Annotated in this window: 23 protein-coding genes; 8 read left to right on the forward strand and 15 right to left on the reverse strand. The window is 62.9% G+C overall.

Translation table 11 applies throughout. The annotated features are described in order from the left end of the window. Nucleotides 1–55 precede the first annotated feature (55 nt). From GKC28_RS01775 to GKC28_RS01785, 3 genes are all read left to right on the forward strand, one after another. The gene (locus tag GKC28_RS01775) at nucleotides 56–2,020 is read left to right on the forward strand and encodes a heme lyase CcmF/NrfE family subunit (RefSeq protein ID WP_174144814.1); all 1,965 of its coding nucleotides are present in this window, start codon (nucleotides 56–58) and stop codon (nucleotides 2,018–2,020) included. Next, the gene (locus GKC28_RS01780; protein WP_174144815.1) at nucleotides 2,017–2,499 is read left to right on the forward strand and encodes a cytochrome c-type biogenesis protein; all 483 of its coding nucleotides are present in this window, start codon (nucleotides 2,017–2,019) and stop codon (nucleotides 2,497–2,499) included. Before GKC28_RS01775 ends, GKC28_RS01780 begins: the two co-directional genes overlap by 4 nt. Nucleotides 2,500–2,609: 110 nt before the next feature. Next, complete coding sequence (locus GKC28_RS01785; RefSeq protein ID WP_174144816.1) at nucleotides 2,610–3,389, forward strand: enoyl-CoA hydratase-related protein; 780 nt, start codon at nucleotides 2,610–2,612, stop codon at nucleotides 3,387–3,389. Between the two features lie 27 nt (nucleotides 3,390–3,416). Here the strand turns inward: GKC28_RS01785 and GKC28_RS01790 are convergent, their stop codons facing one another. The 3 genes from GKC28_RS01790 to gltX form a co-directional block, all read right to left on the reverse strand. Beyond that, nucleotides 3,417–4,244 (reverse strand): calcium-binding protein, encoded by an 828-nt coding sequence (locus tag GKC28_RS01790; RefSeq protein WP_174144817.1) that lies wholly within the window; start codon nucleotides 4,242–4,244, stop codon nucleotides 3,417–3,419. Between the two features lie 277 nt (nucleotides 4,245–4,521). Continuing rightward, nucleotides 4,522–5,817, reverse strand: a complete 1,296-nt coding sequence (locus GKC28_RS01795) for a citrate synthase (protein WP_174144818.1) — start codon at nucleotides 5,815–5,817, stop codon at nucleotides 4,522–4,524. Between the two features lie 128 nt (nucleotides 5,818–5,945). Continuing rightward, a complete protein-coding gene (gltX, locus tag GKC28_RS01800; protein ID WP_174144819.1) occupies nucleotides 5,946–7,346 on the reverse strand; it encodes a glutamate--tRNA ligase in 1,401 nt (466 codons plus the stop codon). Between the two features lie 79 nt (nucleotides 7,347–7,425). Between gltX and GKC28_RS01805 the strand changes: the two genes are divergently transcribed. Continuing rightward, complete coding sequence (locus GKC28_RS01805) at nucleotides 7,426–9,489, forward strand: ComEC/Rec2 family competence protein (RefSeq protein WP_174144820.1); 2,064 nt, start codon at nucleotides 7,426–7,428, stop codon at nucleotides 9,487–9,489. Here GKC28_RS01805 and lexA read toward each other — a convergent pair. From lexA to GKC28_RS01840, 7 genes are all read right to left on the reverse strand, one after another. Beyond that, the gene (gene lexA / locus GKC28_RS01810; protein ID WP_174144821.1) at nucleotides 9,483–10,190 is read right to left on the reverse strand and encodes a transcriptional repressor LexA; all 708 of its coding nucleotides are present in this window, start codon (nucleotides 10,188–10,190) and stop codon (nucleotides 9,483–9,485) included. The two genes, GKC28_RS01805 and lexA, sit on opposite strands and share 7 nt — an antisense overlap. Before the next feature lie 146 nt (nucleotides 10,191–10,336). Beyond that, nucleotides 10,337–11,509, reverse strand: a complete 1,173-nt coding sequence (glp, locus tag GKC28_RS01815; protein WP_174144822.1) for a gephyrin-like molybdotransferase Glp — start codon at nucleotides 11,507–11,509, stop codon at nucleotides 10,337–10,339. Beyond that, nucleotides 11,510–11,980, reverse strand: coding sequence for a cyclic pyranopterin monophosphate synthase MoaC (gene moaC, locus GKC28_RS01820; RefSeq protein WP_174144823.1), 471 nt, complete (start codon nucleotides 11,978–11,980; stop codon nucleotides 11,510–11,512). Nucleotides 11,981–11,991: 11 nt separating this feature from the next. Beyond that, nucleotides 11,992–12,804, reverse strand: coding sequence for an indole-3-glycerol phosphate synthase TrpC (gene trpC, locus GKC28_RS01825; protein ID WP_174144824.1), 813 nt, complete (start codon nucleotides 12,802–12,804; stop codon nucleotides 11,992–11,994). Further along, on the reverse strand, nucleotides 12,801–13,472 hold the full coding sequence (locus GKC28_RS01830) for a uracil-DNA glycosylase (RefSeq protein ID WP_174144825.1): 672 nt from the start codon (nucleotides 13,470–13,472) through the stop codon (nucleotides 12,801–12,803). The genes trpC and GKC28_RS01830 overlap by 4 nt, the downstream gene beginning before the upstream one ends. Next, nucleotides 13,469–14,488, reverse strand: a complete 1,020-nt coding sequence (gene trpD, locus GKC28_RS01835) for an anthranilate phosphoribosyltransferase (RefSeq protein WP_174144826.1) — start codon at nucleotides 14,486–14,488, stop codon at nucleotides 13,469–13,471. The genes GKC28_RS01830 and trpD overlap by 4 nt, the downstream gene beginning before the upstream one ends. After that, nucleotides 14,485–15,066 (reverse strand): aminodeoxychorismate/anthranilate synthase component II, encoded by a 582-nt coding sequence (locus tag GKC28_RS01840; RefSeq protein ID WP_174144827.1) that lies wholly within the window; start codon nucleotides 15,064–15,066, stop codon nucleotides 14,485–14,487. Before GKC28_RS01840 ends, trpD begins: the two co-directional genes overlap by 4 nt. A 188-nt stretch (nucleotides 15,067–15,254) precedes the next feature. Between GKC28_RS01840 and GKC28_RS01845 the strand changes: the two genes are divergently transcribed. Next, nucleotides 15,255–16,826, forward strand: coding sequence for a divergent polysaccharide deacetylase family protein (locus GKC28_RS01845; RefSeq protein ID WP_174144828.1), 1,572 nt, complete (start codon nucleotides 15,255–15,257; stop codon nucleotides 16,824–16,826). Between the two features lie 96 nt (nucleotides 16,827–16,922). On the opposite strand, the gene trpE is transcribed toward GKC28_RS01845, so the two are convergent. The 5 genes from trpE to fabI form a co-directional block, all read right to left on the reverse strand. Beyond that, nucleotides 16,923–18,434: an anthranilate synthase component I gene (gene trpE / locus GKC28_RS01850; RefSeq protein ID WP_174144829.1), complete on the reverse strand. Its 1,512-nt coding sequence runs from the start codon at nucleotides 18,432–18,434 to the stop codon at nucleotides 16,923–16,925. 16 nt (nucleotides 18,435–18,450) lie between these two features. Beyond that, on the reverse strand, nucleotides 18,451–20,292 hold the full coding sequence (locus tag GKC28_RS01855) for a peptidylprolyl isomerase (protein ID WP_174144830.1): 1,842 nt from the start codon (nucleotides 20,290–20,292) through the stop codon (nucleotides 18,451–18,453). A gap of 118 nt (nucleotides 20,293–20,410) precedes the next feature. Next, nucleotides 20,411–21,586, reverse strand: coding sequence for an aminotransferase (locus tag GKC28_RS01860; RefSeq protein WP_174144831.1), 1,176 nt, complete (start codon nucleotides 21,584–21,586; stop codon nucleotides 20,411–20,413). Between the two features lie 148 nt (nucleotides 21,587–21,734). After that, on the reverse strand, nucleotides 21,735–22,238 hold the full coding sequence (gene gpt, locus GKC28_RS01865; RefSeq protein ID WP_174144832.1) for a xanthine phosphoribosyltransferase: 504 nt from the start codon (nucleotides 22,236–22,238) through the stop codon (nucleotides 21,735–21,737). Nucleotides 22,239–22,319: 81 nt separating this feature from the next. Beyond that, nucleotides 22,320–23,123 carry an enoyl-ACP reductase FabI gene (fabI, locus tag GKC28_RS01870; RefSeq protein WP_174144833.1) on the reverse strand — a complete coding sequence of 268 codons (804 nt, stop codon included), beginning with the start codon at nucleotides 23,121–23,123 and terminating at the stop codon, nucleotides 22,320–22,322. A 132-nt stretch (nucleotides 23,124–23,255) separates the two neighbouring features. Here fabI and pdxH point away from each other — a divergent pair, with 132 nt between their 5' ends. The 3 genes from pdxH to GKC28_RS01885 all read left to right on the forward strand — a co-directional run bounded on the left by pdxH (nucleotide 23,256) and on the right by GKC28_RS01885 (nucleotide 25,017). Further along, complete coding sequence (gene pdxH / locus GKC28_RS01875) at nucleotides 23,256–23,861, forward strand: pyridoxamine 5'-phosphate oxidase (RefSeq protein ID WP_174144834.1); 606 nt, start codon at nucleotides 23,256–23,258, stop codon at nucleotides 23,859–23,861. 132 nt (nucleotides 23,862–23,993) lie between these two features. Further along, nucleotides 23,994–24,533: a cold shock domain-containing protein gene (locus tag GKC28_RS01880; protein ID WP_174144835.1), complete on the forward strand. Its 540-nt coding sequence runs from the start codon at nucleotides 23,994–23,996 to the stop codon at nucleotides 24,531–24,533. Nucleotides 24,534–24,588: 55 nt separating this feature from the next. After that, the gene (locus GKC28_RS01885; RefSeq protein ID WP_254604125.1) at nucleotides 24,589–25,017 is read left to right on the forward strand and encodes a DUF192 domain-containing protein; all 429 of its coding nucleotides are present in this window, start codon (nucleotides 24,589–24,591) and stop codon (nucleotides 25,015–25,017) included. The last annotated feature ends 26 nt before the right edge of the window (nucleotides 25,018–25,043 follow it).

The following is a 25,043-nucleotide window of genomic DNA, read 5'->3' on the forward strand; positions in this document are numbered from 1 at the left end:
GTCAGACAGGCGTATAGGAAAACCCAATCCTTTCAGAGCATGGACACCCCGGCAAATGATCACAGAACTCGGACATTTCGCCCTAATTCTCGCCTTCATGATTGCCATCGTGCAGGCCATTATCCCCTTGATCGGCGCGCACAAACGCTGGCCCGGCTGGATGGCCGTGGCGGAACCGGCTGCACAGGCGCAGTTCCTGTTCACCGCCTTTGCCTTTGGCGCGCTGATGTGGGCCTTCATCACTTCCGACTTCTCGCTGAAACTGGTGACGCTGAACAGCCACTCGGCCAAGCCGATGCTCTACAAAATCTCCGGCACCTGGGGGAACCACGAGGGCTCGATGCTGTTGTGGGTGCTGATCGTCAGCCTGTTCGGGGCCATGGCATCCGTCTTCGGCGGCGGGCTGCCGCCGACACTGAAGGCACGGGTTCTGTCGGTTCAGGCCGCCATCGGAGTTGCGTTTTTTGCCTTCATCCTGTTCACCTCGAACCCGTTCCTGCGGCTGACAGTGCCGCCGTTTGACGGGCAGGACCTGAACCCGCTCTTGCAGGACCCGGGCCTCGCCTTCCACCCGCCGTTCCTCTACCTCGGCTATGTGGGGCTTTCGATGGCGTTCTCCTTTGCCGTTGCCGCCCTGATCGAAGGTCGCGTCGACGCCGCCTGGGGCCGCTGGGTGCGGCCCTGGACTCTGGCGGCCTGGATCTTCCTGACCATCGGCATCGCGCTGGGTTCATGGTGGGCCTATTACGAACTGGGCTGGGGCGGGTTCTGGTTTTGGGACCCGGTTGAAAACGCCTCCTTCATGCCCTGGCTTCTGGCGGCGGCGCTGCTGCACTCGGCCATCGTGGTGGAAAAGCGGGAAGCCCTGAAAAGCTGGACTATCCTGCTGGCGATCCTGGCTTTCGGCTTCTCGCTGATCGGCACCTTCATCGTGCGCTCCGGCATCATCACCAGCGTGCACGCCTTTGCCAACGACCCGGAGCGCGGCGTGTTCATCCTGTTCATCCTGGCGTTTTTCACCGGCGGCGCGCTGACGCTGTTTGCCGCCCGCGCCCAGGCGATGGAGGCCAAGGGGCTGTTTGGCATGGTCAGCCGCGAAACCGCGCTGGTGGCCAATAACATACTGCTGGCCGTCAGCTGCTTCGTGGTTTTCTTCGGCACCGTCTGGCCGATCGTCGCAGAGATGCTCTTTGCCCGCAAGCTGAGCGTCGGCGCGCCGTTCTTCAACTCTGCCTTCACCCCGTTCATGGTGGTGCTGGGGCTGATTATGCCGGTCGGGGCCATGCTGCCGTGGAAACGCGGCCGGGTCGGAAAGGCCGCCTGGCAGCTGCGCTATGTGTTTCTGCTGGCGGTGTCACTGGGCGTTCTGGCCTGGGCTATACAGTCCGGCAAGTCGGCGCTGGGTCCGGTGGGGCTTTTCCTCGGCTCCTGGATGGTGTTTGGCGCACTGGCCGATCTTTGGCAGCGCAGCGGCAAATCGAACCGTCTGCAGCGGATGCTGCGGTTGCCGCGGGCAGACTGGGGCAAGGCCGTAGCCCATGGCGGTTTGGGCATCACCATCTTTGCCATCGCGGGCCTGACGGCCTGGGAGCAGGAGGACATCCGCGTTGCCCGCATCGGCGAGCCGTTTGAGGTGGGCGCCTTCACCCTGATGCTGACCGACGTCAGCCGCGAGCAAGGTCCGAACTACTTCACCACCATGGGCCGTGTCGAAGTCACCCGCCAAGGGCGACCCGAGGCGGTTATGTTCCCGGAGAAACGCGACTACCCGGTGGCCAAGATGCCCACCACCGAAGCGGCCATCGACTATCGCGTGACTCGCGACCTCTATGTTGTGCTGGGTGACCAGCAGGCGGACGGCAGCTGGACCATGCGCACCTATATCAAACCCTTTGCCAACTGGATCTGGGCGGGCTGCATCCTGATGTCGCTCGGCGGGCTCCTGAGCCTCAGCGACCGGCGCTTCCGGGTGGCGGCGGGTGCGCGCAAGACACCATCGGCGGGAGTGCCAGCGGAATGAAACAGATACGTCTTTTGGTCCTTGCCCTGGCGGCGATGATGGCTATGGCCGTGTTCGTTCCGGCGCCGGTGCTGGCGGTGGAGCCGGATGAGGTGCTGGAGGACCCGGTGCTGGAGGCCCGCGCCCGCGAGCTGTCCGAAGGGTTGCGCTGCCTGGTCTGCCGCAATGAAAGCATCGACGAATCCAACGCCGATCTGGCCCGCGACCTGCGGGTGCTGCTGCGTGAGCGGCTGGTGGCCGGAGACAGCGACCGCGAGGCAATCGATTTCATTGTTGACCGTTACGGCGAATACGTGCTGCTGAAGCCCACGGCACGCGGGGCCAACCTGCTGCTTTGGGCGGCAGGTCCCCTGATGCTGCTGGCGGCGCTGGTGATTGGTGTCTTCTATGTCCGCAGCCGCGCGCAGTCGCCCAAGGCGGCTGAACAGCAGCTGAGCGCTGAAGAGCAGGAACGGCTCAAGAAAATCCTGGAGGATTGACGCCGGGTCTGCCTTTCCGGCCCGCGCGCTTTGCGCCACCATGCCTGCCAACCGGCTGCGGCGGCAGACAGATCCCGCGGTCCAGGACTTCAGTTAGGTAGGGCACTCCGATGGAATACAAAGAAATCCTGTTTTCGCTGCTGGACGGGCTGGCGGTGATCACGCTGAACCGGGAGGCGCGCAAGAACGCGCTGACCAGCCGGATGCGCTCTGAGATCACCCATGCGATGCGGCTGGCCGCGGGCGAGGCGCGGGCAGTGGTTCTGACCGGCGCAGGCGATGCCTTCTGCTCCGGCCAGGATCTGAGCGATGCGGGCAGCAACGGCGGCCCGCTCGACCTGGAGCGCACTCTGCGCGATGAGTATCTGCCGATGCTGCAGGCGATCTACGACTGTCCGGTGCCGGTGGTGGCGGCGGTCAATGGCGCCGCAGCCGGGGCAGGGGCCAACCTGGCGCTGGCGGCGGATGTGGTGATTGCCTGCAAAAGCGCGTTCTTCATGCAAGCCTTCACCAGGATCGGGCTGATCCCCGATGCCGGCGGCACCTGGTTCCTGCCGCGCCAGATCGGCCTGGCCAAGGCAATGGGGGCGGCCCTGTTTGCCGACCGCATCAGCGCCCAGCAGGCTAGCGACTGGGGGATGATCTGGGAAGCGGTGCCGGACACGGAATTCGAAGCGCATTGGCGGCAGCGCGCAGCCTATCTGGCCAGCGGCCCCAGCAAGGCCTTTGCCGCCACCAAATCCGCCCTGCGCGAAAGCTATGGCCGAACCCTGGCAGAACAGCTGTCTGAAGAGGCGCATTTGCAGGGGCAATGCGGCAAGACACGTGATTTCCTGGAGGGGGTCACGGCCTTCATGGAAAAACGCCCCGCGAAATTCGAGGGGCGCTGAGAGCCGAAAAAGGAAAGCCAGGCCGCATTAGAAGAACAGGCGGCCGTTTTCTCCGTGGTCGACAATCGACAGATTGCCCAGTGAAAAACTGCCGCCTGCGCCTGACAGACGGGCGACGAGAACACCGTCAGCGAAAACCAGAGCTGAGCCTTGGCCTTCACCGGTCCCGTCATCGTCCCGCGTGACCGAGAATTCGGGAAGCGGTCCCTGGCCGTCATGCGAATACACCAGGACTTCTTCACTTGTATTGAAATCCGTCACAGTGACCGCGTCATCTTTAGCATCGATCCAGTCCCCTACAATTATCGAATCCTCGCCCTCACCGAGGGACACAATGTCCCCATCGCCGGCAATGACTGTGTCATCCCCATACCCCGCGTAAATTTCATCAGGATCTGAATCTGTGTCTGCGCTCCAGTCAGGTTCCAGAAAAATGTCATCGTCAGGGTCTTCGAGAGCAATGTAGTCCCGTGCAGCTTGCACCGCCTGATCAGAGCCAACAGCACTGGTCGAGACAATCAAGTCGCCCCCCAAGTCTCCATAAATGGTGTCACTGCCGGTGCCGTCAATGATCAAGTCCGGGTCCGAACCGCCGCGCAGGAAGTCATTGCCTTCGCCGCCCACTAGCAAATCCTCTCCGTCCTGGCCGAACAGCCTGTCGTCGCCTCCGTTTCCGTCCACAATGTCGATGCCGTCCCCGGCAAAAACCGTGTCGTCGCCTTCGCCCCCAGCGATGTCATTATCTTCTTCTGTGCCGGTAACTTTTTCACCCTCCACGCCATCGTCATTATCGTCCAGCGCCAGTGCGATGCCGCCTATGGTCAGACCGATGCCAAGCAGAAGCAGTATTTCCATTTCTTCAATTCCATAGTTGCTGGCGGAGCACATTCAGCAAAACGCGCGGTAGTGAACCGCCAAATGAAAGTAAACTCCACTGTTCAGTATTGGGTTGCGCGGGTTCAGTCAAATACACTTAAATATTGAGCTGCTGGCGGAAACAGTTTCGCCCTGCAGCCTTCGAGTAGAGTAAGAGGGCGCTGTGCCTCTTGATTGGCAATCACTGCGCCGCCGGGACTACAATGGACAAAACGCCCCGCGAATTGCGGGGCGTTTGAAGCAGATGAAACTGGTTTTAGCGCTGTTCGATGTCGACGTAGTCGCGCAGGGTCTCGCCGAGGTACAGCTGGCGCGGGCGGCCGATCTTGTTCTGCGGGTCGGCGATCATTTCCTTCCACTGCGAGATCCAGCCGACAGTGCGCGACAGCGCGAAGATCGGGGTGAACATCGAGGTCGGGAAGCCCATCGCCTCCAGGATGATTCCGGAGTAGAAGTCAACGTTCGGGAACAGCTTCTTCTCGATGAAGTAGGGATCGTTAAGCGCGGTCTGCTCCAGCTCTTTGGCAACCTGCAGCAGCGGGTTGTCCTCGACGCCGAGAAGCTCCAGAACCTCGTCCGCGGACTGTTTCAGCACCTTGGCGCGCGGGTCGGTGTTCTTGTACACGCGGTGGCCAAAGCCCATCAGGCGGAACGGGTCGTTCTTGTCCTTGGCGCGGGCAATGTACTCCGGAATGCGGTCGACGGTCCCGATTTCCTTGAGCATCTCCAGGCAGGCCTGGTTGGCGCCGCCGTGGGCCGGGCCCCAGAGGCAGGCGATGCCGGCCGCGATGCAGGCAAACGGGTTCGCTCCGGAGGAAGACGCCAGGCGCACGGTTGAGGTCGATGCGTTCTGCTCGTGATCCGCGTGCAGGGTCAGGATACGGTCCATGGCCCGGCTGAGGATCGGGTTCACATGGTATTCCTCGGCCGGAACAGAGAAGCACATGTGAAGGAAGTTGGCCGCGTAATCCAGATCGTTGCGCGGATACACAAACGGCTGGCCGATCGAATACTTATAGGCCATCGCGGCAATGGTCGGCAGCTTGGCGATCAGGCGGACCGCGGCAACTTCACGCTGCCAGGGGTCGGTCACATCCAGCGAGTCGTGGTAGAAGGCCGACATTGCGCCGACAACACCCACCAGGGTCGCCATCGGGTGCGCATCGCGGCGGAACCCGCGGAAGAAGTTGTGCATCTGCTCATGCACCATGGTGTGACGGGTCACACGGGTCTCGAAATCCTCGAGCTGGGCTGCGGTCGGCAGTTCACCGTAAAGCAGCAGGTAGCAGACCTCGAGGTAGTGCGACTTGGACGCCAGCTGGTCGATCGGGTAACCGCGGTGCAGCAGCTCACCCTTGTCACCGTCGATATAGGTGATGGTGCTGTCGCAGCTGGCGGTGGAGGTGAAGCCCGGGTCATAGGTGAACACACCTGCCTTTGCATAGAGCTTGCGGATGTCGACAACATCGGGCCCGGCCGTCGGCGAGAAAATGGGCAGCTCGTAAGATTCGCCATTCAGCGTGAGCGTGGCAGATTTCTGTGTCTCGGTCATAGATGTCCCTTCCTGTTGCAGGCACGAAAGCTGACCCGTCCGGGCGTCTTCATGCGGGGCAGCGCCTGCGCGGATTCGCGCAGGGGTTGTCGTATCAAAACAGGCTTTCCCGGGTGTTAAGACCGCAGTCAGCCTGTTGCGTCTTTGAGCCGGGCGAGGGTTTCCTCGCGGCCCAGAATCAGCATCATGTCGAACACCGAAGGCGTTACCGCCCGGCCTGCCAGCACCGCCCGCAAGGGGCCGGCCAGTTTACCGAACTTGGTATCATGAGCTTCTGCAAATCCGTTCAGAAGCGCCTCCAGATCGTCACGGACCCAGCTAGCATTTTGCAGCTGCGGCGTCAATTCTTCCAGTATACCATCGGATACAGAAGACAGGGCCTTTTCTGCCTTCCCGTCCCGTTCAAGAGGCCGTGAGGCCAGGATAAAATGCGCTTTTTCAAGCAGTTCAGGAAAAGTGCGCGCCCGGTCCTTGAGGCAATACATCGCACGCTCCAGCCCTTGTGACTGCGCGTCAGTCAGGGCGGGTTCCCCGGCAGCCGCCAGGTAAGCGCAGATTTCCTGCCGCAGTGCGGCATCATCGCTGATGGCAATGTGCTGGCCGCAGAGATTCTCCAGTTTCTTGGTGTCGAACCGGGCGGGACTTTTGCCGATGCCAGCGAGATTAAACCACTCTTTGGCCTGGCTGTCCGTAAAAAACTCGTCATCGCCATGCGACCAGCCAAGACGGGCCAGATAGTTGCGCATGCCTGCAGCCGGATAACCCATCGCCTGGTATTCCTGCGCGCCAAGCGCGCCGTGGCGCTTGGAAAGCTTCTTGCCGTCGGCACCATGGATCAGAGGAATATGTGCCCAGACCGGAATGTCCCAGCCCATCGCCTGGTAGATCATCATCTGGCGGGCGGCATTGTTCAGGTGGTCATCACCGCGGATCACATGGGTCACGCCCATGTCGTGGTCGTCAACCACCACCGCCAGCATGTAGACCGGTGTGCCGTCGGAGCGCAGCAGGATCATGTCATCAAGCTGGTCGTTGCGGATGGTCACATCGCCCTGCACCTCGTCCTTGATCACGGTGGCGCCGTCCTGCGGTGCCTTGATGCGGATCACGTAAGGCGCATCCGGGTGGCTGGCCTCATCCGCGTCGCGCCAGGGCGAACGGTAGAGGGTCGATTTGCCCTCGGCCTTGGCCTGATCGCGGAAGGCGGCGATTTCCTCCTGGGTGGCAAAGCACTTGTACGCTTTGCCTTCGGCCAGCAGTTGCTTGGCCACTTCAGCATGGCGGTCTGCGCGTTCAAACTGGCTGATCACCTCGCCGTCATGGTCCAGGCCCAGCCATTCCATGCCTTGCAGGATGGCGGCGGTAGCCTCCGGTGTGGAGCGTTCGCGGTCTGTGTCCTCGATCCGCAGCAGGAATTTGCCGCCCCTGCCGCGGGCATACAGCCAGTTGAACAGCGCGGTGCGGGCGCCGCCGATGTGCAAATAGCCGGTGGGAGAGGGCGCGAAACGGGTGACAACCGGTTGGGTCATGTGCAGGATTTACCTTTTGGAAACCATGTGAGGCGTAGTGTTTCCGCCTGTCTACCGGGCCAGAAGGCGGGGGGCAAGCATGCGGCTTGGAGCTGCAGTCAGCGACGTTCTGCAACGCCAGCGCGGCAACCTGTTTCCCTGGGTGCCGGTGTTTCTGGGCGCGGGCATTGGCGTCTACTTCAGCCTGAAAATCGAACCAGGCACGGCAGCGATTGCCGCCCTGGCTGCAGCCGCTTTGCTTTTTGGCGCCTGCGCTTTGATGCAGCGGCCATTGGCGTTTCTATACTGGGTTCCAGCGCTGCTGGCGGCGGGGGTATGCCTGGCCTATGCACGCTCCCACCTGGTGGCCGCCCCGGTTCTGGATTTCCGCTATTACGGTCCGGTTGAAGGGCGGGTGGTTGCGGTAGACCGTTCGCCCACCGATGCGCTGCGGCTGACGCTGGATCAGGTGCGGCTGGACCGGGTTGCGCTGGCTGATACGCCCGCCCGCGTCCGCATCTCCTTGAAAGGGCAGGAAGACATACCGCCACCCGGCGCGCGGGTGATGACCACCGGGCATCTGCTGCCGCCGCAGGGGCCGGTGGAGCCGGGCGGCTTCGACTTCCGCCGGCACGCCTGGTTCAAGCAATTGGGCGGGCTGGGCTATTCGCGGGTTCCGGTGCTGCTGGCGGAGGCCCCGGGTGATGACAAACCCGTTGAACAGCTGCGCAGATCGCTGGCCCGATATCTTCAGAAGCGGCTGCCCGGGGAAACCGGCGGGTTTGCCGCTGCTGTTACCGCCGGCGACCGCAGCGGCGTGGGCGAGGAGACTCTGACTGCGCTGCGGCAAAGCAACCTGGCGCATCTTCTGGCGATCTCCGGCCTGCACATGGGGCTGCTGACGGGTTTTGTTTTTGCAGCGCTTCGTACCCTGATGTGCCTGGTGCCTTGGATTGCGCTGCGCTGGCCGGTCAAGAAGATGGCGGCGGGTGCTGCACTGGCCGCCGGGGCCGGGTATCTGCTGCTGTCGGGCGGCAATGTGGCGACAGAGCGCGCCTTTGTCATGGTGGCGGTGATGTTCGGCGCGGTGCTGCTGAACCGGCGCGCGATCACCCTGCGGGCAGTGGCCGTGGCAGCGCTGATCGTGCTGCTGCGGCGGCCGGAAAGCCTGCTCAGCCCCGGTTTCCAGATGAGCTTTGCCGCCACCGCAGCTCTGGTGGCGGTGTTTGCTGCGCTCCGGGACGGAGAAGTACCGCTGGGGCCGCGCTGGCTGAGGGCTGTTGCGGCTCTGGTGATCTCATCTGCCGTGGCCGGAGCCGCCACCGCGCCATTTTCTGCAGCGCATTTTAACACCGTCCCGCACTACGGGCTGCTGGCGAACCTGTTGTCGGTGCCAGTGATGGGAATGGTAGTGATCCCTGCCGCCGTGATTGCGCTATGCTTGGCGCCCATCGGATGGGAGTGTATCGGGCTAAAAGTAATGAAATGGGGTATGGACTGGATTCTGCTGGTGGCCCGGACCGTATCCGGACTTGAGGGATCGGTGTCGCATGTAGCTGTTCCGGGACCATGGGTGCTGCCTCTGCTTGCTGGCGGGTGTGTCTTTGCAGTGCTTTGGCAGGGGCGGCTGCGACTGGCGGGTCTGATCCCTTGCGCTTTCGCCTTCGGAATCTGGTCAATGGCGGAGCGCCCGCACATCCTGATTGCCGATTCCGGTGGGCTAGTCGGGGTGATGGTGGCCGAGGGCCGCGCGCTGTCGCGTGCCAAGGGGCAGGGCTTCACTGCAGGGATATGGCTGGAAAATGACGGCGATCCGGTGTCTCAGCCCGATGCCGCAGCCCGCTGGGCTGGAGGGCTGGACGGTCTGGCTGTGTGGCACGGTGCCGGGTTCCGCCTAGTTCACGCTCCGGGCAAACGCAAACTTGCCGCCGCAAGCGATTGTAAAAACAAGGATATTATTGTTTCCACTATGCCGGGAAAGGGCCAATGCCTTCTGCTGACGCCGGAGGTGATGCGGCAGACCGGCAGCCTTGCCCTGACCCGGGAAGGCTTGCTGCTGACGGCGAGGGACGCGGCGGGCGAGCGTCTCTGGACAGCCTGGCGGCCTGAGGGGCGGGAGATCCGCCGCCTGCGGCTGCTGCTGAACAGGGGCGAAGGTCAGTAAGTGCGGATCAGGCCAACAAGGCGGCCCTGCACCTGGACCAAATCTTCAGGGTAGCGGCGGGTTTCATAGGCCGGATTAGCGGCCTCCAATGCGATCATCGAACCCTCGCGGAAATACTTCTTCAGAGTTGCTTCCTGGCCTTCGACCAGTGCCACAACGATGTCGCCGTTGTCCGCGGCAGAGGCCTCGCGGATCACCACGATGTCGCCATCGTTGATACCAGCCTCGATCATAGAGTCGCCCTTAACCTCCAGCGCATAGTGCTGGCCGGTGGCGGCGATCATGCCGCCCGGCACCGCCACCTGATGCGAGACTTGGCTGATCGCCTCGATCGGCACACCGGCGGCGATGCGGCCCATCACCGGCAGTTCGACTACTGCTTGGCGCAGCGGGTCAGCCGATGCCGGTGCCGGCGCCGTGGTCTTCGCCTGGCCACCCTCGATCACCTTGGGTGCGAAGCCCTGCGGCTCGCCGGTGCCGCCGAGGCTTTCGGGCAGACGGATGATTTCGATGGCGCGGGCACGGTGCGGCAGGCGGCGGATGAAGCCGCGTTCCTCCAGCGCCGTGATCAGCCTGTGAATGCCGGATTTCGACCTGAGGTCGAGTTCGGTCTTCATTTCGTCAAAGCTGGGGGGCACGCCATCGCGCTGCAGGCGTTTGTGAATGAATTCCAGCAGTTGAAGTTGCTTCTTTGTGAGCATCGCCGCGCCCTCCGTGCCTCAGGTTTTCTTTTGTTCTACGCATGTTCACGTTTTGTGTCAACATTGCTGTATCCCTTTGGCGTCGAGGGAACACGCCGTAGGCGGGTGCCTACGGTGAGAGTATTTTTGCATAGAATGAAGTGCGTTCAGATCGGCAGGTAGTGCACTGTTTCGCCTGCTGCACGGGCGCCATCGCCCGGCGCGCGCACAAGCAGGGCGTTGGCGGCCGCCAGAACGGTGAGCAACGAACTGTCCTGGTTTTCAAAAGCAGTCAGCTGGCCGTTTACGACCTGTGCCCGCATGTAGTGTTCGCGCGGGCCATTTTCTGGCAGGGCGGCTGCCAGCAAAGCATGCCGCAGTTGTGCTGCCTCTGCAGGCAGGCCCTGCATCGCCCGGATCATGGGCGCCAGAAAGACATGGCCACAGACCATGGCAGACACCGGATTGCCAGGCAGGCCGACCATCGCGGCGGCGCCCATCCGGCCGGCCATCAGCGGCTTCCCGGGGCGCATGGCGACCTTGTAAAAGCTTCGCTCCATGCCGAGGTCCTGCGCCACCTTGCCAACCAGATCGTGGTCGCCCACTGAGGCGCCGCCGATGGTCACCACCAGATCCGCGCCCTCTGCCAGCTCAAATGCGGTACGCAAGGAGCTTTCGGTGTCGCGGGCGATCGGCAGGATGCGGGCGCGGGCGCCCAGATCCTCGAGCATCGCCTTGAGGCCGAAGGTGTTGGAAGCGATGATCTGGTCCGGCCCCGGCGTGCCGCCGGGCATCACCAGCTCGTCGCCGGTGGAGATCAGCGCGATTTCCGGGCGGCGGGTGACGGGGACCGAAGGAATGTTCATCGCGGCCAGCAGGGCGATGTCCGCAGGCGTCAGCAGCTTGGGTGCGCTGACGGTCTGGCCATCGGTGAAATCACCGCCGCGGGGGCGGATATTGTGGTTGCTGCCGGGCTCATCCGTGATGGTGATGAGGTCGCCGTTGCGGGTCACATCCTCTTGAATGACAACGAAACTTGCGCCTTCGGGCACCGGGGCGCCTGTGAAGATCCGCACCGCCTGGCCAGCCCCGGCGCGGCCGCGGAATGCGTGGCCGGCAGCGGCCTCGCCGATCACCTTGAACATGGCGTGCAGCTCAACCTCGGCGGCGTTGACCGCATAGCCGTCCATGGCGGAGGCGGAGAACGGCGGCTGGTCGCGGCGGGCCTGCACATCGCGGGCAAGCACCCGGCCTGCGGCCTGGTCCAGCGGCACTTCCTCGGTCTCCAACTGGCTGACAAGCGCCAGAAGATGTGCGCGGGCTTCACTGACGGGGATCATTTACGCCTCATACCTGCCTGACTTTCCGCCATCTTTCAGCGTGACGCGGATGCCGCCGATCTGCATCGCCTTGTCCACGGCCTTGGCCATATCATAGACAGTGAGCGCGGCGGTGGAGACGGCGGTCAGCGCTTCCATCTCTACCCCGGTCTGGCCGGTTGTCTTGACCGTGGCCAAGATCCGAACGCCGGGCAGGTCAGGGGCCAGAGTCAGATCAACAGTGACCTTGGTCACCGGCAGCGGGTGGCAGAGCGGGATCAGATCAGGTGTCTTCTTCGCACCCATGATGCCGGCCAGGCGGGCCACTGACAGCACATCGCCCTTCTTGGCGCGGCCTTCGGCGATGATGTCAAAGGTTTCCTGCGCCATGGTGATGTGGCCCTCGGCGGTAGCGATGCGCGAGGTCACCGCCTTATCGGAGACATCGACCATATGGGCATCGCCCTTGTTGTCGAAATGCGTAAGGCTCATGGGATCCTCCCTTACATCATGCCCGGCATCAGCGGATCGGAAATCAGCGCGCGGGTTGCCGCGGCCACGTCGTCCTGGCGCATCAGGCTTTCGCCGATGAGGAAGGTGCGGGCGCCGTAGCGGGCCATGTCGCTGAGATCAGCGGGTGTGAACAGACCGCTTTCGCAGACGATGGTGCGGTCAGCAGGCACCATGCGGGACAGGGTCCGGGTGGTGTCCAGCGTCGTCTCAAACGTCTTGAGATTGCGGTTGTTGATGCCCATCAGCGGCGACTTCAGATTGCAGGCACGCTCCAGCTCTTCAGCGTCATGCACCTCCAGCAGCACATCCATGCCCCATTCAAAGGCGCTTTCCTCCAGCTCCTGCGCCTGGGCGTCGGAAACGGAAGCGAGGATGATCAGGATGCAGTCGGCGCCTAGCGCGCGGGCTTCGGCCACCTGGTAGGTGTCATACATGAAGTCCTTGCGCAGCGCAGGCAGGGAGCAGGCGTCGCGGGCTTGGGTGAGAAACTCCTTGGCGCCCTGGAAGCTGGGGGTGTCGGTCAGCACCGACAGGCAGGTGGCGCCGCCGTCCTCATAGGCTTTGGCCAGTTCCGCCGGTTCGAAATCGGGGCGGATCAAGCCCTTGGAGGGGCTGGCTTTCTTGATCTCGGCAATCAGGCCGTAACCGGTACGGCTGGCCTGCATCAGGCTTTCGGCAAAGCCGCGCACCGGGGAGGCCTCGCGCGCATCGGCCTCGACCGCTTCCAGCGGTTTGGCGGCCTTGTCTGCGGCCACTTCTTCGAGCTTGTAGGCCTTGATCTTGTCGAGCACGTTTTCGGTCATACCGGCGTCTCCGTTCCTGCATTCCAGTCTATGGCAGTTTCACCGCGGGCGGCGAGCCAATTGTTCACTTTTGAAAAGGGCCGGGACCCGAAGAAGCCGCGCCGCGCCGACAAGGGCGAGGGATGGGCGGTTTTCAGGATCAGGTGATCGCCCGGTTTGATATGTTTTTCAAGCTTTTGCGCGGCATTTCCCCACAGAATGTATGCCGTTGGGGTTTCCGAGGTCAGCGCCAGCACTTGATGCACCAGATGGTGCCATCCAAGGTGCTTGTGGCCGTTTGCCTCTCCCGCCGGGACCGACAGGGCGGTGTTCAGCAGCAGAACGCCCTGACGCGCCCAAGGGCGCAGGTCCGCGCTTGCACGGGTTACGCCAAGATCCTCCTGCAGTTCCTTGTAAATATTGGACAAGGATCGGGGAAACGGGCGCACATGCGGTTCGGCCGAGAAGGCCAGCCCGTGGGCGTGGCCGGGGGTCGGATAGGGGTCCTGGCCGAGGATCACCACCCGTGTGTCCTCAGGCCGGGTCATCTCCAGCGACGCAAACCGCTGGTGCGCCGGCGGCAGGATGACCCGGCCATCCGCTGCGATTGCAGCGGAGATACCGGGCCAGCGGTCATTGAAAAAGGGCAGGCTGGACCAAGTACCCAGCCCCTGCGGAAGGTCGGTCATGCGGCTGAGGTGATCCGGGCCAGCGCCTCGACTTTGGCCTTGGCGGCACCGCTGTCGATCGACTCCGCAGCGCGGGCTACGCCTTCCCTGAGATCGGCAGCCTTGCCCGCGACAACCAGCGCAGCGGCGGCGTTCAGCAGCACCGCGTCGCGGTAGGCCGAGGGGGTTCCCTGCAGCAGCACGCGGAAGGCCATGGCGTTTTCTTCCGGGGTGCCGCCGACGATCTTGTCGAAGGAATGCACCGGCAGGCCCGCGTCCTCCGGGTGCAGTTCAACCTCGCGGATTTCGCCATCTTCCTCCAGCGCCGAGACCCAGCTGACACCGGTGATGGTCAGCTCATCGGTGCCGTCGGAGCCGTGCACCAGCCAGGCGCGCTCGGAGCCGAGAGCCTTGAGGGTTTCGGCCATCGGGCGGATCATCTCGCGGCTGAAGGCGCCGGTCAGCTGCCGCTTGACGCCGGCCGGATTGGTGAGAGGGCCGAGGATATTGAAGATGGTGCGGGTTCCCAGCTCTTGCCGGGTCGGCATCACATGCGCCACCGCCGGGTGGTGCATTGGCGCCATCATGAAACCGATGCCTGCCTCATTGATTGCCTTTTCAACAACTTCCGGGCCAACCATCACGTTGATGCCCATCTGGGACTGCATGTCGGCAGTTCCGGACTTGGAGCTCAGATTGCGGTTTCCGTGTTTGGCAACGACCACGCCTGCACCCGCTGCCACAAAGGCAGTAGCAGTGGAGATATTCAAGGTGTTCTTGCCATCGCCGCCGGTGCCGACGATGTCCATGGCGCCTGCGGGGGCCTTGACCGGGTTGCATTTGGACCGCATCACGGCGGCGGCGGCCGCGTATTCATCGACGCTTTCGCCGCGGGTGCGCATCGCCATCAAAAGCCCGCCGATCTGGCTGGGCGTGGCTTCGCCCTCAAACAGCAGCGTGAAGGCCTTTTCGGCTTCTTCGCGGGTCAGTGAACGTTCGGCGGCGGCGCCGATCAGCGGCTTCAGCTGGTCGCTCATGCGGACACCTGCATCACGTCGAGGAAGTTTTTCAGAAGCGCGTGGCCGTGTTCCGAGGCAATCGATTCCGGGTGGAACTGGACGCCGTGAATCGGCAGCTCCTTGTGCTGGAGCCCCATGATGGTGCCGTCTTCGAGCTCCGCGGTGATTTCCAGACTGTCAGGGAAGCTCTCGCGCTCCACCACCAGGGAGTGGTAGCGGGTCGCCTCAAATGGCGACGGCAAACCTTTGAAAACGCCGGTGTTCTTGTGATGCATCTTGCCCATCTTGCCGTGCACGATCTCGTGGCAGCGCACCACCTTGCCGCCGAAGGCCTGGCCGATCGTCTGATGGCCAAGGCAGACGCCCATCAGCGGCGTGCGGGTCTCCGCTGCGGCTTCGGTCAGCGCCAGACAGATGCCGGCCTGATCCGGGTCGCAAGGGCCGGGTGACAGCAGGATGCCTGCGGGCTTCATCGCCATCGCTTCCTGCACGTTGATGGCGTCGTTGCGGTGCACTTCCATTTCGGCGCCAAGCTCGCCGAGGTAGTGGACGAGGTTGTAGGTGAAGGAATCGTAGTTATCGATCAGCAGCAGCATCTTGCGGGCTCTTTTAAGGGTGGCGGGCGGTGCGCGCGCCGCAGTATAGTGGTTTCAACATACTTGTTCAGGGATACGGGGCAGCGTCAAGGGCAGGAAAGGCGAATGCGGGGGCGAACCGGCACATGGTTCGCATCAGCAGGCTGGAACGGCGCAGCACGGCAGAAAGATTGAGAGGCAAAACAGGCATGCGGGGATTTTTGGGCGGCGTGAGTGTCGGGGCTTTGCTGGCGGCTGGCGGGTTGGCGATGCTGTCTTTGTCGGTGCCTCTGCCGCAGACGGCAGTCAAACCGGAACCAGCGCCGGAACCTGCCAGCCTAGCTGGGGGCGCTAAGCCGGAGCCGACGGAAACTCAAGAAGCTGAGGCGCCGCAACCGGTTGCTCATGATCCCGGCGAGGTGCCGCAGATGCCCAATGGCGGCGGCGAGGAGGCGGCTATTCCGGGCAACGGCCAGCGGGACGCTGACCTGGCGGAGGTTCAGCCGGAAGCGCCCGGCGCAGTCGTCGCAGGGGATGACCTGAGTGCCTTGGCTGACGCCGATACTTCCCCGGCAGACAAGCCGGCGGTGGACCTTGTCACCACGATGCAAGGTACGGGAAAGGTTGCACCGGCGGAGGCTCCGGACCCTGCCGTGGCAGTCGCTGAGCACCAGCCGCAAGCGGCGTTGCCCGCAGCGCCTGAAGCGCCAGGCCGCGAGAGTGTCATAGAAGCAGCTACGGAGCCAGCAGCAGCGCCTGGGGAAAACGCCGCGGCACAGGGCTTTGGCGCGGTTGAGCAGCCTGTTCAGGAGCAAACGCCCAAGACCGTGGAAGCCCCTGTTTCCAGCACCGTTCAGGTTCCGGATATCGGCAGCGCGCCTGCGGAGATCACGCTTCCGGTGATTGGAGCTGCATCCGGCGTGCCGCCAGCGGAAAGCGGCAGCGTTTCCGGTGAGAGTGCGGACCCCTCTGAAACTGCTGCAGTTTCGGATACGGCGGAGCCTGCCCCGTTGACGCCCGGCATCGGAACGCCGGTTGTACCGCTGACCGAGCGGGACAAGCAGGCAACCGGCTCTGCCGAAAGCGGCGGCGCGCCGGGGGCTACCCCATTCACTGCCCATGCAGAACCGTTCTTTAACCCGGAAGACCGGCCCTTGATGTCCATTGTGCTGATTGATGACGCCAACGCTTTCGGGTCGGAGGCCCTGGCGGACTTCCCTTATCCCTTGAGCATTGCGATCGACCCGGAGGATCCTGAGGCGACTGCGAAAATGGCCGCCCGCCGGGAGGCCGGTTTCGAGGTGCTTATGCTGGCGGACCTGCCGCGCGAGGCCACACCTCAAGATGCGGAAACGTCCTTCGAGGTCTGGCGCGGCAGGCTGCCCGAGGCGTTGGCGATTCTTGAGGGGGTTGATACCGGCGTGCAGGGCAACCGGCCGCTGGCGGACCAGGTGGCGGCGGTAGCGGCCTCCGCCGGTTATGGGCTGGTGACGCAGGACAGCGGCCTGAATACCGTGCAAAAACTGGCACTGCGCGATGGTGTGCCGGCCGGGGTGGTGTTCCGCGACTTTGACGGAGCTGGCCAGGACCCGCGAACAATCCGGCGGTTCCTGGATCAGGCTGCGTTCCGGGCCGGGCAGCAGCGTGCGGTGATCATGCTGGGCCGGCTGCGCCCGGATACAATCTCGGCATTGCTGCTGTGGGGTCTTCAGGACCGTGCCGAACGGGTGGCGCTGGCGCCGGTTTCGGCCAGTCTCGACGCACTGCTGCCGGCGAAGTGAACCTCCGAAATGTGAACCGGCGCCCAAAGCGGGCGCCGTTGCCTTCAGCAAGATAATTTCCGCTATGAAGAAGCTGGCCGGTCTGCCGTCTTGATGTCAGCTGTTGCCGTTTCCGGTGAAGCGCGCGGCGTCCGCGGCTGCGCGGCGGATGGCGTTGGATTTGTGGACAGTCTCCATGTACTCGGCCTCCGGGTCGCTGTCATAGACAACGCCGCCGCCGGCCTGGATATAGAGGTTCTGATCCTTGACGATGGCGGTGCGCAGCGCGATGCACATGTCCATGTCGCCGCCCGCAGAGAAATAGCCGACGCCGCCGCCGTAGATACCGCGCTTTTCCGGCTCCAGCTCATCGATGATCTCCATTGCGCGCACCTTGGGCGCGCCGGAGACGGTGCCTGCGGGCATGCCGGCAAAGAAGGCGTCCAGCGCGTCTTTGTCCTCTGCCAGCTCGCCGACCACGTTGGAGACGATGTGCATGACGTGGCTGTAGCGCTCGATGATGAATTTCTCGGTCGGGCGAACGGTGCCGATCTTGGATACCCGGCCGGTGTCGTTGCGGCCCAGGTCCAAGAGCATCAGATGTTCGGCAAGTTCCTTCTTGTCGGCCAGCAGATCAGCCTCCAGCGCCTTGTCCTCCTCCGGCGTTGCGCCGCGGGGACGGGTGCCCGCGATGGGCCGGATAGTGACTTCCTGCCCGAACACCCGGACCAGGATTTCAGGGCTCGCGCCCACCACCTGGAAGCCGCCGAAGTTGAAGTAGAACATGAACGGCGACGGGTTGGTGCGGCGCAAAGAGCGGTAGAGCGCGAAGGGCGGCTGGCGGAATTCCTGGGTCCAGCGTTGCGCTGGCACGACCTGGAAGATGTCGCCCGCGCGGATGTATTCCTTGGCCTTTTCCACCGCGGCCATATAGCATTCTTTGGTGAAGTTTGAGACCGGCGGCGAGACTTCGTGCGCATCTCCGAGGTCACGGCTTTCGGCCGGCATGGCGCGCTCCAGATCCCGCACCGCATCCATCACCCGTTCGGCGGCCTGAGCGTAAGCTGCTTTGGCGGTCTGGCCATCGCTGGACCAAACAGGAGACACAACGGTCACCTCACCCTTGACGCCGTCCAGAACGGCTATGACCGAGGGGCGCAGCATCAGCGCGTCGGGCAGGCCGAGGGGGTCGGGGTTCACGTCCGGCAGATGCTCCACCAGCCGGATCATGTCATAGCCGAGGTAGCCGAAGAGGCCCGCTGCGGCCTGGGGCAGGTCATCCGGCAGGTCGATTTTGCTTTCGGCAATCAGCGCCCGCAGGTTGTCCATCGGGTTGCCGTCCTGCGGCGTGAAGTCATCCGCATCAAACCGGGCCGAGCGGTTCAGGGCCGACTGTTCCCCGTGGCAGCGCCAGACCAGATCCGGTTTCATGCCGATGATCGAATAGCGCCCGCGCACCTCGCCGCCGGTGACGGACTCGAGCATGAAGGCGTCCTTCTGAGCGCCAGTGAGCTTGAGCATCAACGACACCGGCGTGTCGAGATCGGCGGCAAGGCGGGTGTAGACGACCTGGTTTTCTCCGGCCTCGTAAGCCTTGGAGAACGTGTCGAAATCGGGGGTCAGGGCCATGAGTCGGGTGCCTTGGTTACTGGAAGTTTGCCTGCGCTGCGTTCAGCGCCTGCTGGTCAACACGGGGTTCGGCACGGGCCTGGACGTCCTGCACATAGGCTTGGAACAGCTCCTGAGCCAGCGACTGGTCCAGTTGCGCCTGCAGCGCTTGGGTAAGCAAGGTCATGTCGTCGCTTGCTTCCGGCGGCAGGATGGCATTGAGACGGACAACCACTGCCGACTCTGTGTCCTGCACCAAGCGGAAATCGCCGATCTCCATCCCGAACACATCAGCGACAAGGCTGGCGGGCACAGTGTCGATATAGGCGGTGCGGGTCAGGCCGCTTTCGGTGTTCACCTCGGCGTCTTCGGCAAAGCCGCCTACAGCTTCTGCCTGCGCCAGAAGTTCCTCCCCTTGCGCCTTCAGCGCAGCGGCCAGACGGTCTGCCTGCCAGGCCTCCAGCACTTCTTCCTTGGCATCGGCAAAGGGTTCCGGGCGTTCCAGCAGAACCTCATCAAGCCGCAGCGCAAACAGGCTTCCGTCCTCCAGAAAGCCAACCTCCGGGAAATCGTCGGCGGTGACGGCGGCGGCCGCGGTGCGGAATTCCTCATAAGCTGCAATGTCGCCGCTGCTTTCCTCGGTCCAGTTGATCTGGGCCAGTTCCAGCCCGCTTTCGGTTGCCAGCTCCTCGAGTGTGGCGCCACCGGCCAGCATGTCGTCGATGTCCTCTGCCTGAGACTCTACCAGACGGCGGGCCCGGTCGGATGCAAGTTCCTCGACCAGTTCCGGCTTGGCGTCCTCAAAGTTCGTGATCTGCGCCTCAAGACGGCCGTTCACGCGGTAGAGCGCCGGGCCGAGGTCGGAGGGCAGGGGGCCGGCCACAGTGCCCACTTCCGCGGCAAAGACTTCGGTTCCGGCCGCGCCAAGGTCGCCCATGGTAACGTCGCCCATATCGATGTCCTGCAGGGTCAGGCCACGGCCCTCAACCAGGCTTTCAAAGGTGGCGCCGCCGGTTTCAAGCTGCGCCTTGGCGCTGGCGGCGGCCTCCTCATCGCCAAACACCAGCCGTTCAACCAGGCGGCGTTCCGGCACCTGATACTGGTCGGAGCGGCCCTCGAACAGGCGCTGCAGCTGGGCCTCGTCCACCTCGATCTCGTCCAGCAGCATCGAGGGACGCAGGGCGGCGTAGGTGATAACTTTGGTTTCCGGCAGCATGAACTGGTCCTGGTTGGCCTCGTAGAAGGCTTGCAGATTCGCGTCAGACGGCACCTCAGCTGTCAGGGTGATATCCGCTGCGCTGATCTGCACATAAGAGAAGCTGCGGCGGGCGCCGATATAGCTGGTCAGGGTTTCGGTCAGGATTTCGGACATCTTGGCACCGGACAGAACTGCGCCTTGCACGATGGTGCGTGCGGCCTCGCGGCGCAGGTCTTCTTCGAATTCTTTCTCCGTCAGGCCCGCGTTGCGCAGGGCATAGCTGTAGGCCTCGCGGTCGAACTGGCCGTTCACCCCCTGAAAGGCGTCGATGGCGGCCAGTTCCTCGATCAGGTATTCATCACCCAGCGACAGGCCGAGGCTTTTGGCCTCATGGTCCAGGGCGGCAATGGAAATCAAGCGCCCCAAAACTACCCGGTCGAGGCCGAAGGCGGTCATTTGCGCCATCGACATGGCTTGGCCGGTCTGCGCCTGCAGGGCGCGCTGTTCACGCTGAAGTTCGCGGACATAGGTGCCGATACTGACATCCTCGTCACCAACCTGGGCAACGGAGGAGGAGGAACTGGAGAAGTTCACAGCGCCAAAGCCGGCAAGGCCGACGATCAGCATCCCCATCAGGATCCAGACGAAGGTTTTGGATAGATGTTTCATGCCTGCGGCCATGATGCCCTCTTTATTGTTCTGCCGCGCAAGGGAGTGCCCTGCGGCGGGAAATGCCGCTGACTGAATACGCGGCTGCCCGCAGAGGGGCAAGATGATTGCAGCGCAAACTGCTGGATGATCAGGGATTAAAGGCAGCCAGGCGTTCAAACAGCGTATGAATGCCCGCGCGGTCCACATTGGCGAAGGCAATGCGGAACTGACGGGCGCCATCCGGATCGCCCTCGGGCATGAACATGGAGCCCGGCAGCATCAAGATGGACGCCTCCTTTACCAGCTTGCGGGCGATCTGGTCCGAGGGCTGATCGTAGGGATGTTCGACATAGGCGAAATAGGCGCCGCAACCGAGCAGCTTCCAGCCTTTCGCGGCCAGCAGCGGGAAGCCTTCCTCGATCGCCAGCCGTCGGTCGAGGATTTCCTGACGCTCGCCTGCCAGCCAGTGATGCAGGTTTTCGATACCCCACAGGGCGCCAGCCTGGCCCAATTGCGAGGGGCAGATTGTGGTGGTGTCGAGAAACTTCTCCATCTCAACCAGGCGGTCCAGCGAGGAGGCGATAGCGCCGACGCGGTGGCCGGTCAGCCGGTAGGCTTTTGAGAAGGAATAGAGATGGATCAGGGTGCTGTCCCAGTCCTGCATTTGGAACAGCCCGTGCGGGGCTCCGCCGCGACTGTCGAAATCGCGGTAGGTTTCATCGACGATCAGCGCCAGGCCGCGACTGCGAGCGAGGCTGAAGAAAGCCTGAACCAGAGCGCTCGGGTATTCGACGCCGCAGGGGTTGTTGGGAGTCACGAGCACTATGGCGCGGGTTCGGTCCGTGATCAGGGCTTCAGCCACGGCCAGGTCCGGCAGCATGCCCGCGCCGACATGCAGCGGAATTGCGGTGACGCCCGCCATGTCCAGCCACATTTTATGATTGAAGTACCAGGGGACCGGAATGATCACCTCATCCCCTTCACCGCAAAGCGCCGCGATGGCCGCGGCAAAGGCCTGGTTGCAGCCGGAGGTGATGCCGACCTGTTCCGGCCGGACCTCTGCCTGATAGTGGCGGCACATTTGATGCGCCAGCGCGTAGCGCAGCGGTTCATTGCCGAGGACCGGGCCATAGAGATGCGCGGAGACATCATTCAGCGCTACATCCGCCAGCGCCTGGCGCAAACCTTCGGGCGGGGCCTCTGCCGGTGCGGCCTGGCTTACGTTCAGGAGCGGGCGGTCCGGCGGGAAATCCGCCCCGGCCACCCAGCGGCGCGTTTCGACGATGGGTGAGACAAAGGTGGCTTGGGTGCGGGGCAGGGGCATAGGCGGCTCCGGGCTTCAGCTGGTTCAGGCGCGTCCTGATGTGCGCCGAGATATGTCTGGCATGGTGTTCTTCTCGGCTCAAGCCGGAAGGGCCAAAAGAAAAGGCGCACTGTGAAGCGCGCCTTGGAAATTCCAGAACCGGGCCGGGTCAGTCCTTGCCGCGGTAGGGCTCCACATACTGCAGCGCCATATCCCAAGGGAAGAAGATCCAGGTGTCCTGGCTGACTTCTGTGATGAAGGTGTCCACCATCGGGCGACCCTTGGGCTTGGCATAAACGGTGGCAAAATGCGCCTTGGGGTACATCTCGCGCACCAGCTCAAGGGTTTTGCCGCTGTCGACCAGGTCGTCAATGATCAGTACGCCCTCGCCGTCACCCATCAGGCCTGCGTCCGGGGATTTCAGCACTTCCGCCTCCCCCTGGGCCTGATGGTGGTAGGAACGCACCGAAATCGTGTCGACGGTCCGGATGTCCAGCTCCCGGCTGACAATCATGGCCGGGGCCATGCCGCCGCGCGTGATCGCCACAACAGCGCGCCAGGCGCCGTCATCGGGGCCTTGCCCGTCCAGACGCCAGGCCAGCGCGCGGCTGTCGCGGTGGATCTGATCCCAGCTGATGTGAAAGCCTTTTTCGTGCGGCAGACGGTCGGTCATGGTTCTTGCTCCCCGCGAGATCGCGCCAGAGTGCGGGAACCGGGGGTTATCCCGGATCCGGCTGGAGTGGCTGTTTCAGTGTTACTTGGTGATGTCCGGCGCGTCCACGGCCTTCATGCCGACGACATGATAGCCCGCATCCACATGCAGGTTCTCCCCGGTCACGCCGGAGCTGAGATCGGACAGCAGATAGAGAGCGGATTTGCCGACATCATCGATGGTCACATTGCGGCGCAGTGGTGAGTTGTATTCGTTCCACTTCATGATGTAGCGGAAATCACCGATGCCGGAGGCAGCCAGCGTCTTGATCGGACCGGCGGAAATCGCGTTGACGCGGATGCCGTCCTTGCCCAGATCTTCTGCCAGGTATTTGACAGACGCCTCCAGCGCGGCCTTGGCGACACCCATCACATTATAATGCGGCATCACCTGCTCGGCGCCGTAATAGGTGAGGGTCAGCAGGGAACCGCCTTCGGACATCATCTTTTCCGCGCGGTTGGCGACGGCGGTGAAGGAAAACACCGAGATGTCCATGGTCATCTGGAAGTTGCTGCGGCTGGTGTCGACATAACGGCCGCGCAGCTCGTTCTTGTCGGAGAAGCCGATGGCATGGACTACGAAGTCCAGTTTGCCCCATTTGGCCTCCAGCTCGGCGAACAGCGCGTCGATGGATGCTTCGTCCGAAACGTCGCAAGGCAGGACGATGTTGCTGCCCAGCTGTTCAGCCAGCGGGTCGACCCGCTTCTTCAGCGCTTCACCCTGATAGGAAAAGGCAAGCTCAGCGCCGGCATCGGCGCAGGCCTTTGCAATGCCCCACGCGATGGATTTGTCGTTGGCCAGGCCCATGATGAGGCCGCGCTTACCGGCCATCAGTTGACTAGACATGCAGGTTCTCCGCCTGTGATCTGATAATTTAGCGGTGTTTAGTATGCCGCGCGGGTCGCTTCAAGGGTTCACGCCCTTGTAGGCAGAAACGAAGGTCCCTAGGTTGCATTCGAATTCCCGTTTGAGGTGCCCATGTCCGACCGTACAGGTATTTTTGCAGGCGACGATCCATTTGCAATTGCCAGATCCTGGCTGGCAGAGGCGGAGCTGACCGAACCCAACGATCCGAACGCCATTGCGCTGGCCACGGTGGATGAGACCGGGCTTCCGAACAGCCGCATGGTTCTGCTTAAGGAAATTGAGGACGGCGCATTTGTCTTCTACACCAACTATGAAAGCACCAAGGCCCGGGAGCTGGATCACGCTGGAAAAGCAGCCTTTGTTATGCATTGGAAGTCGCTGCGCCGCCAAATCCGGGTACGCGGCACGATCACCCGCGAGGACGGGCCAAAGGCGGATGACTACTACAAATCGCGTTCGCTCAAGAGCAGGCTGGGGGCTTGGGCTTCGAAACAGTCTCAGCCGCTGGACAGCCGCGGCTCGCTGATGGCGGAGGTCGCAAAAGTGACCGCGATGAAAGGCCCGAATCCTGAACGCCCGACGTTCTGGGGCGGCTACCGGCTGGTCCCGGTTGAGATCGAGTTTTGGGCCGATGGTGCATTCCGGTTGCACGACCGTTTCCGCTGGCGCCGCGATGACGCATCTGCGGCATGGGAGATCAATCGTCTCAATCCCTGACAGGAATCGTCAGTTTACCTTGGGTCAAGGGGTCTTTCGTGACAATTTCAAGACTTTTTAGCTTGAATTCCAAGGTCAGTTTGGCGCATCAGGTCAGCATCAAAAAACAAGAAACGCGGTAGGGAAAATCCAGTGGCAGAAGATCTCAGCAGCTTGCAGCAAGTTCAGGGGCTGGTGAAATGGTTCGACCCGGCGAAGGGCTATGGGTTCGTCGTTTCCGACACCGGCGGGCCGGACATTCTTCTGCATGTGAATGTGCTGCGCAATTTCGGGCAAAGCTCTGTCGCGGACGGCGCCCGGATTGAGATCGTGACGCATCAGACCGGTCGCGGTGTTCAGGCTGTCGAGGTGATCTCGATCCAGCCTCCGGAGCGCGAAGACACCCCGGTGCTGAGCGACTTTGCCGAACTGGACATGGTCAGCCTGCAGAATGAGCCGCTGGAGCCTGCGCGCGTCAAATGGTTCGACAAGGGCAAGGGCTTCGGCTTTGCCAATGTGTTCGGCCGCGGCGAAGACGTGTTCCTGCATGTCGAGGTCCTGCGCCAGTCCGGCCTTGCGGACCTGCAGCCGGGTGAAGCCCTGGCGATGCGGGTGATCGACGGCAAGCGCGGCCGCATGGCGGTTGAAGTGCTCGCTTGGGAAGCTGCTTTGGCAGTTGAAAGCCAGGACTGACCAGATGCTGCGGCGACTTCTGTTCTGGAGTTCTGCCGCTGTTGCATTTTCCGTAATGGCCGCCCCGGTGTCTGCCGGGGAATGTCAGGCTGGCCGGGTGGACCTGCGCGGCAGCTGGGGGCAGACCGGGTTCTCTGTTGAAATTGCCGATGACGAGCAGGAGCGCGCCCAGGGGCTGATGTTCCGCGAGTCGATGCCGCGCGGGGCAGGGATGCTGTTCGTTTACGAGCGCCCCCAGCCGGCGGCGTTCTGGATGAAGAATACGCTGATCCCGCTCGATATCATTTTCCTGGACCAAAACGGCCTTGTGACCTCAGTTCACGAGAACGCCACACCTGGCGATCTGACCCCGATCCCGGGCGGTGATGAGGTATTTGCCGTGCTTGAAATAAACGGTGGACTGGCCCGCCGCTACGGCATCGCCCCGGGCAATCAGATGCGGCATGAAATTTTTTCTGCCGGAAGCGCAGTTTGGCCCTGTTAGGGGTTTTCAAATCACTTCGCCGGAGA

Origin of the sequence: Leisingera sp. ANG59 (genome assembly GCF_013317235.1) — a bacterium.
GTDB lineage: Bacteria > Pseudomonadota > Alphaproteobacteria > Rhodobacterales > Rhodobacteraceae > Leisingera.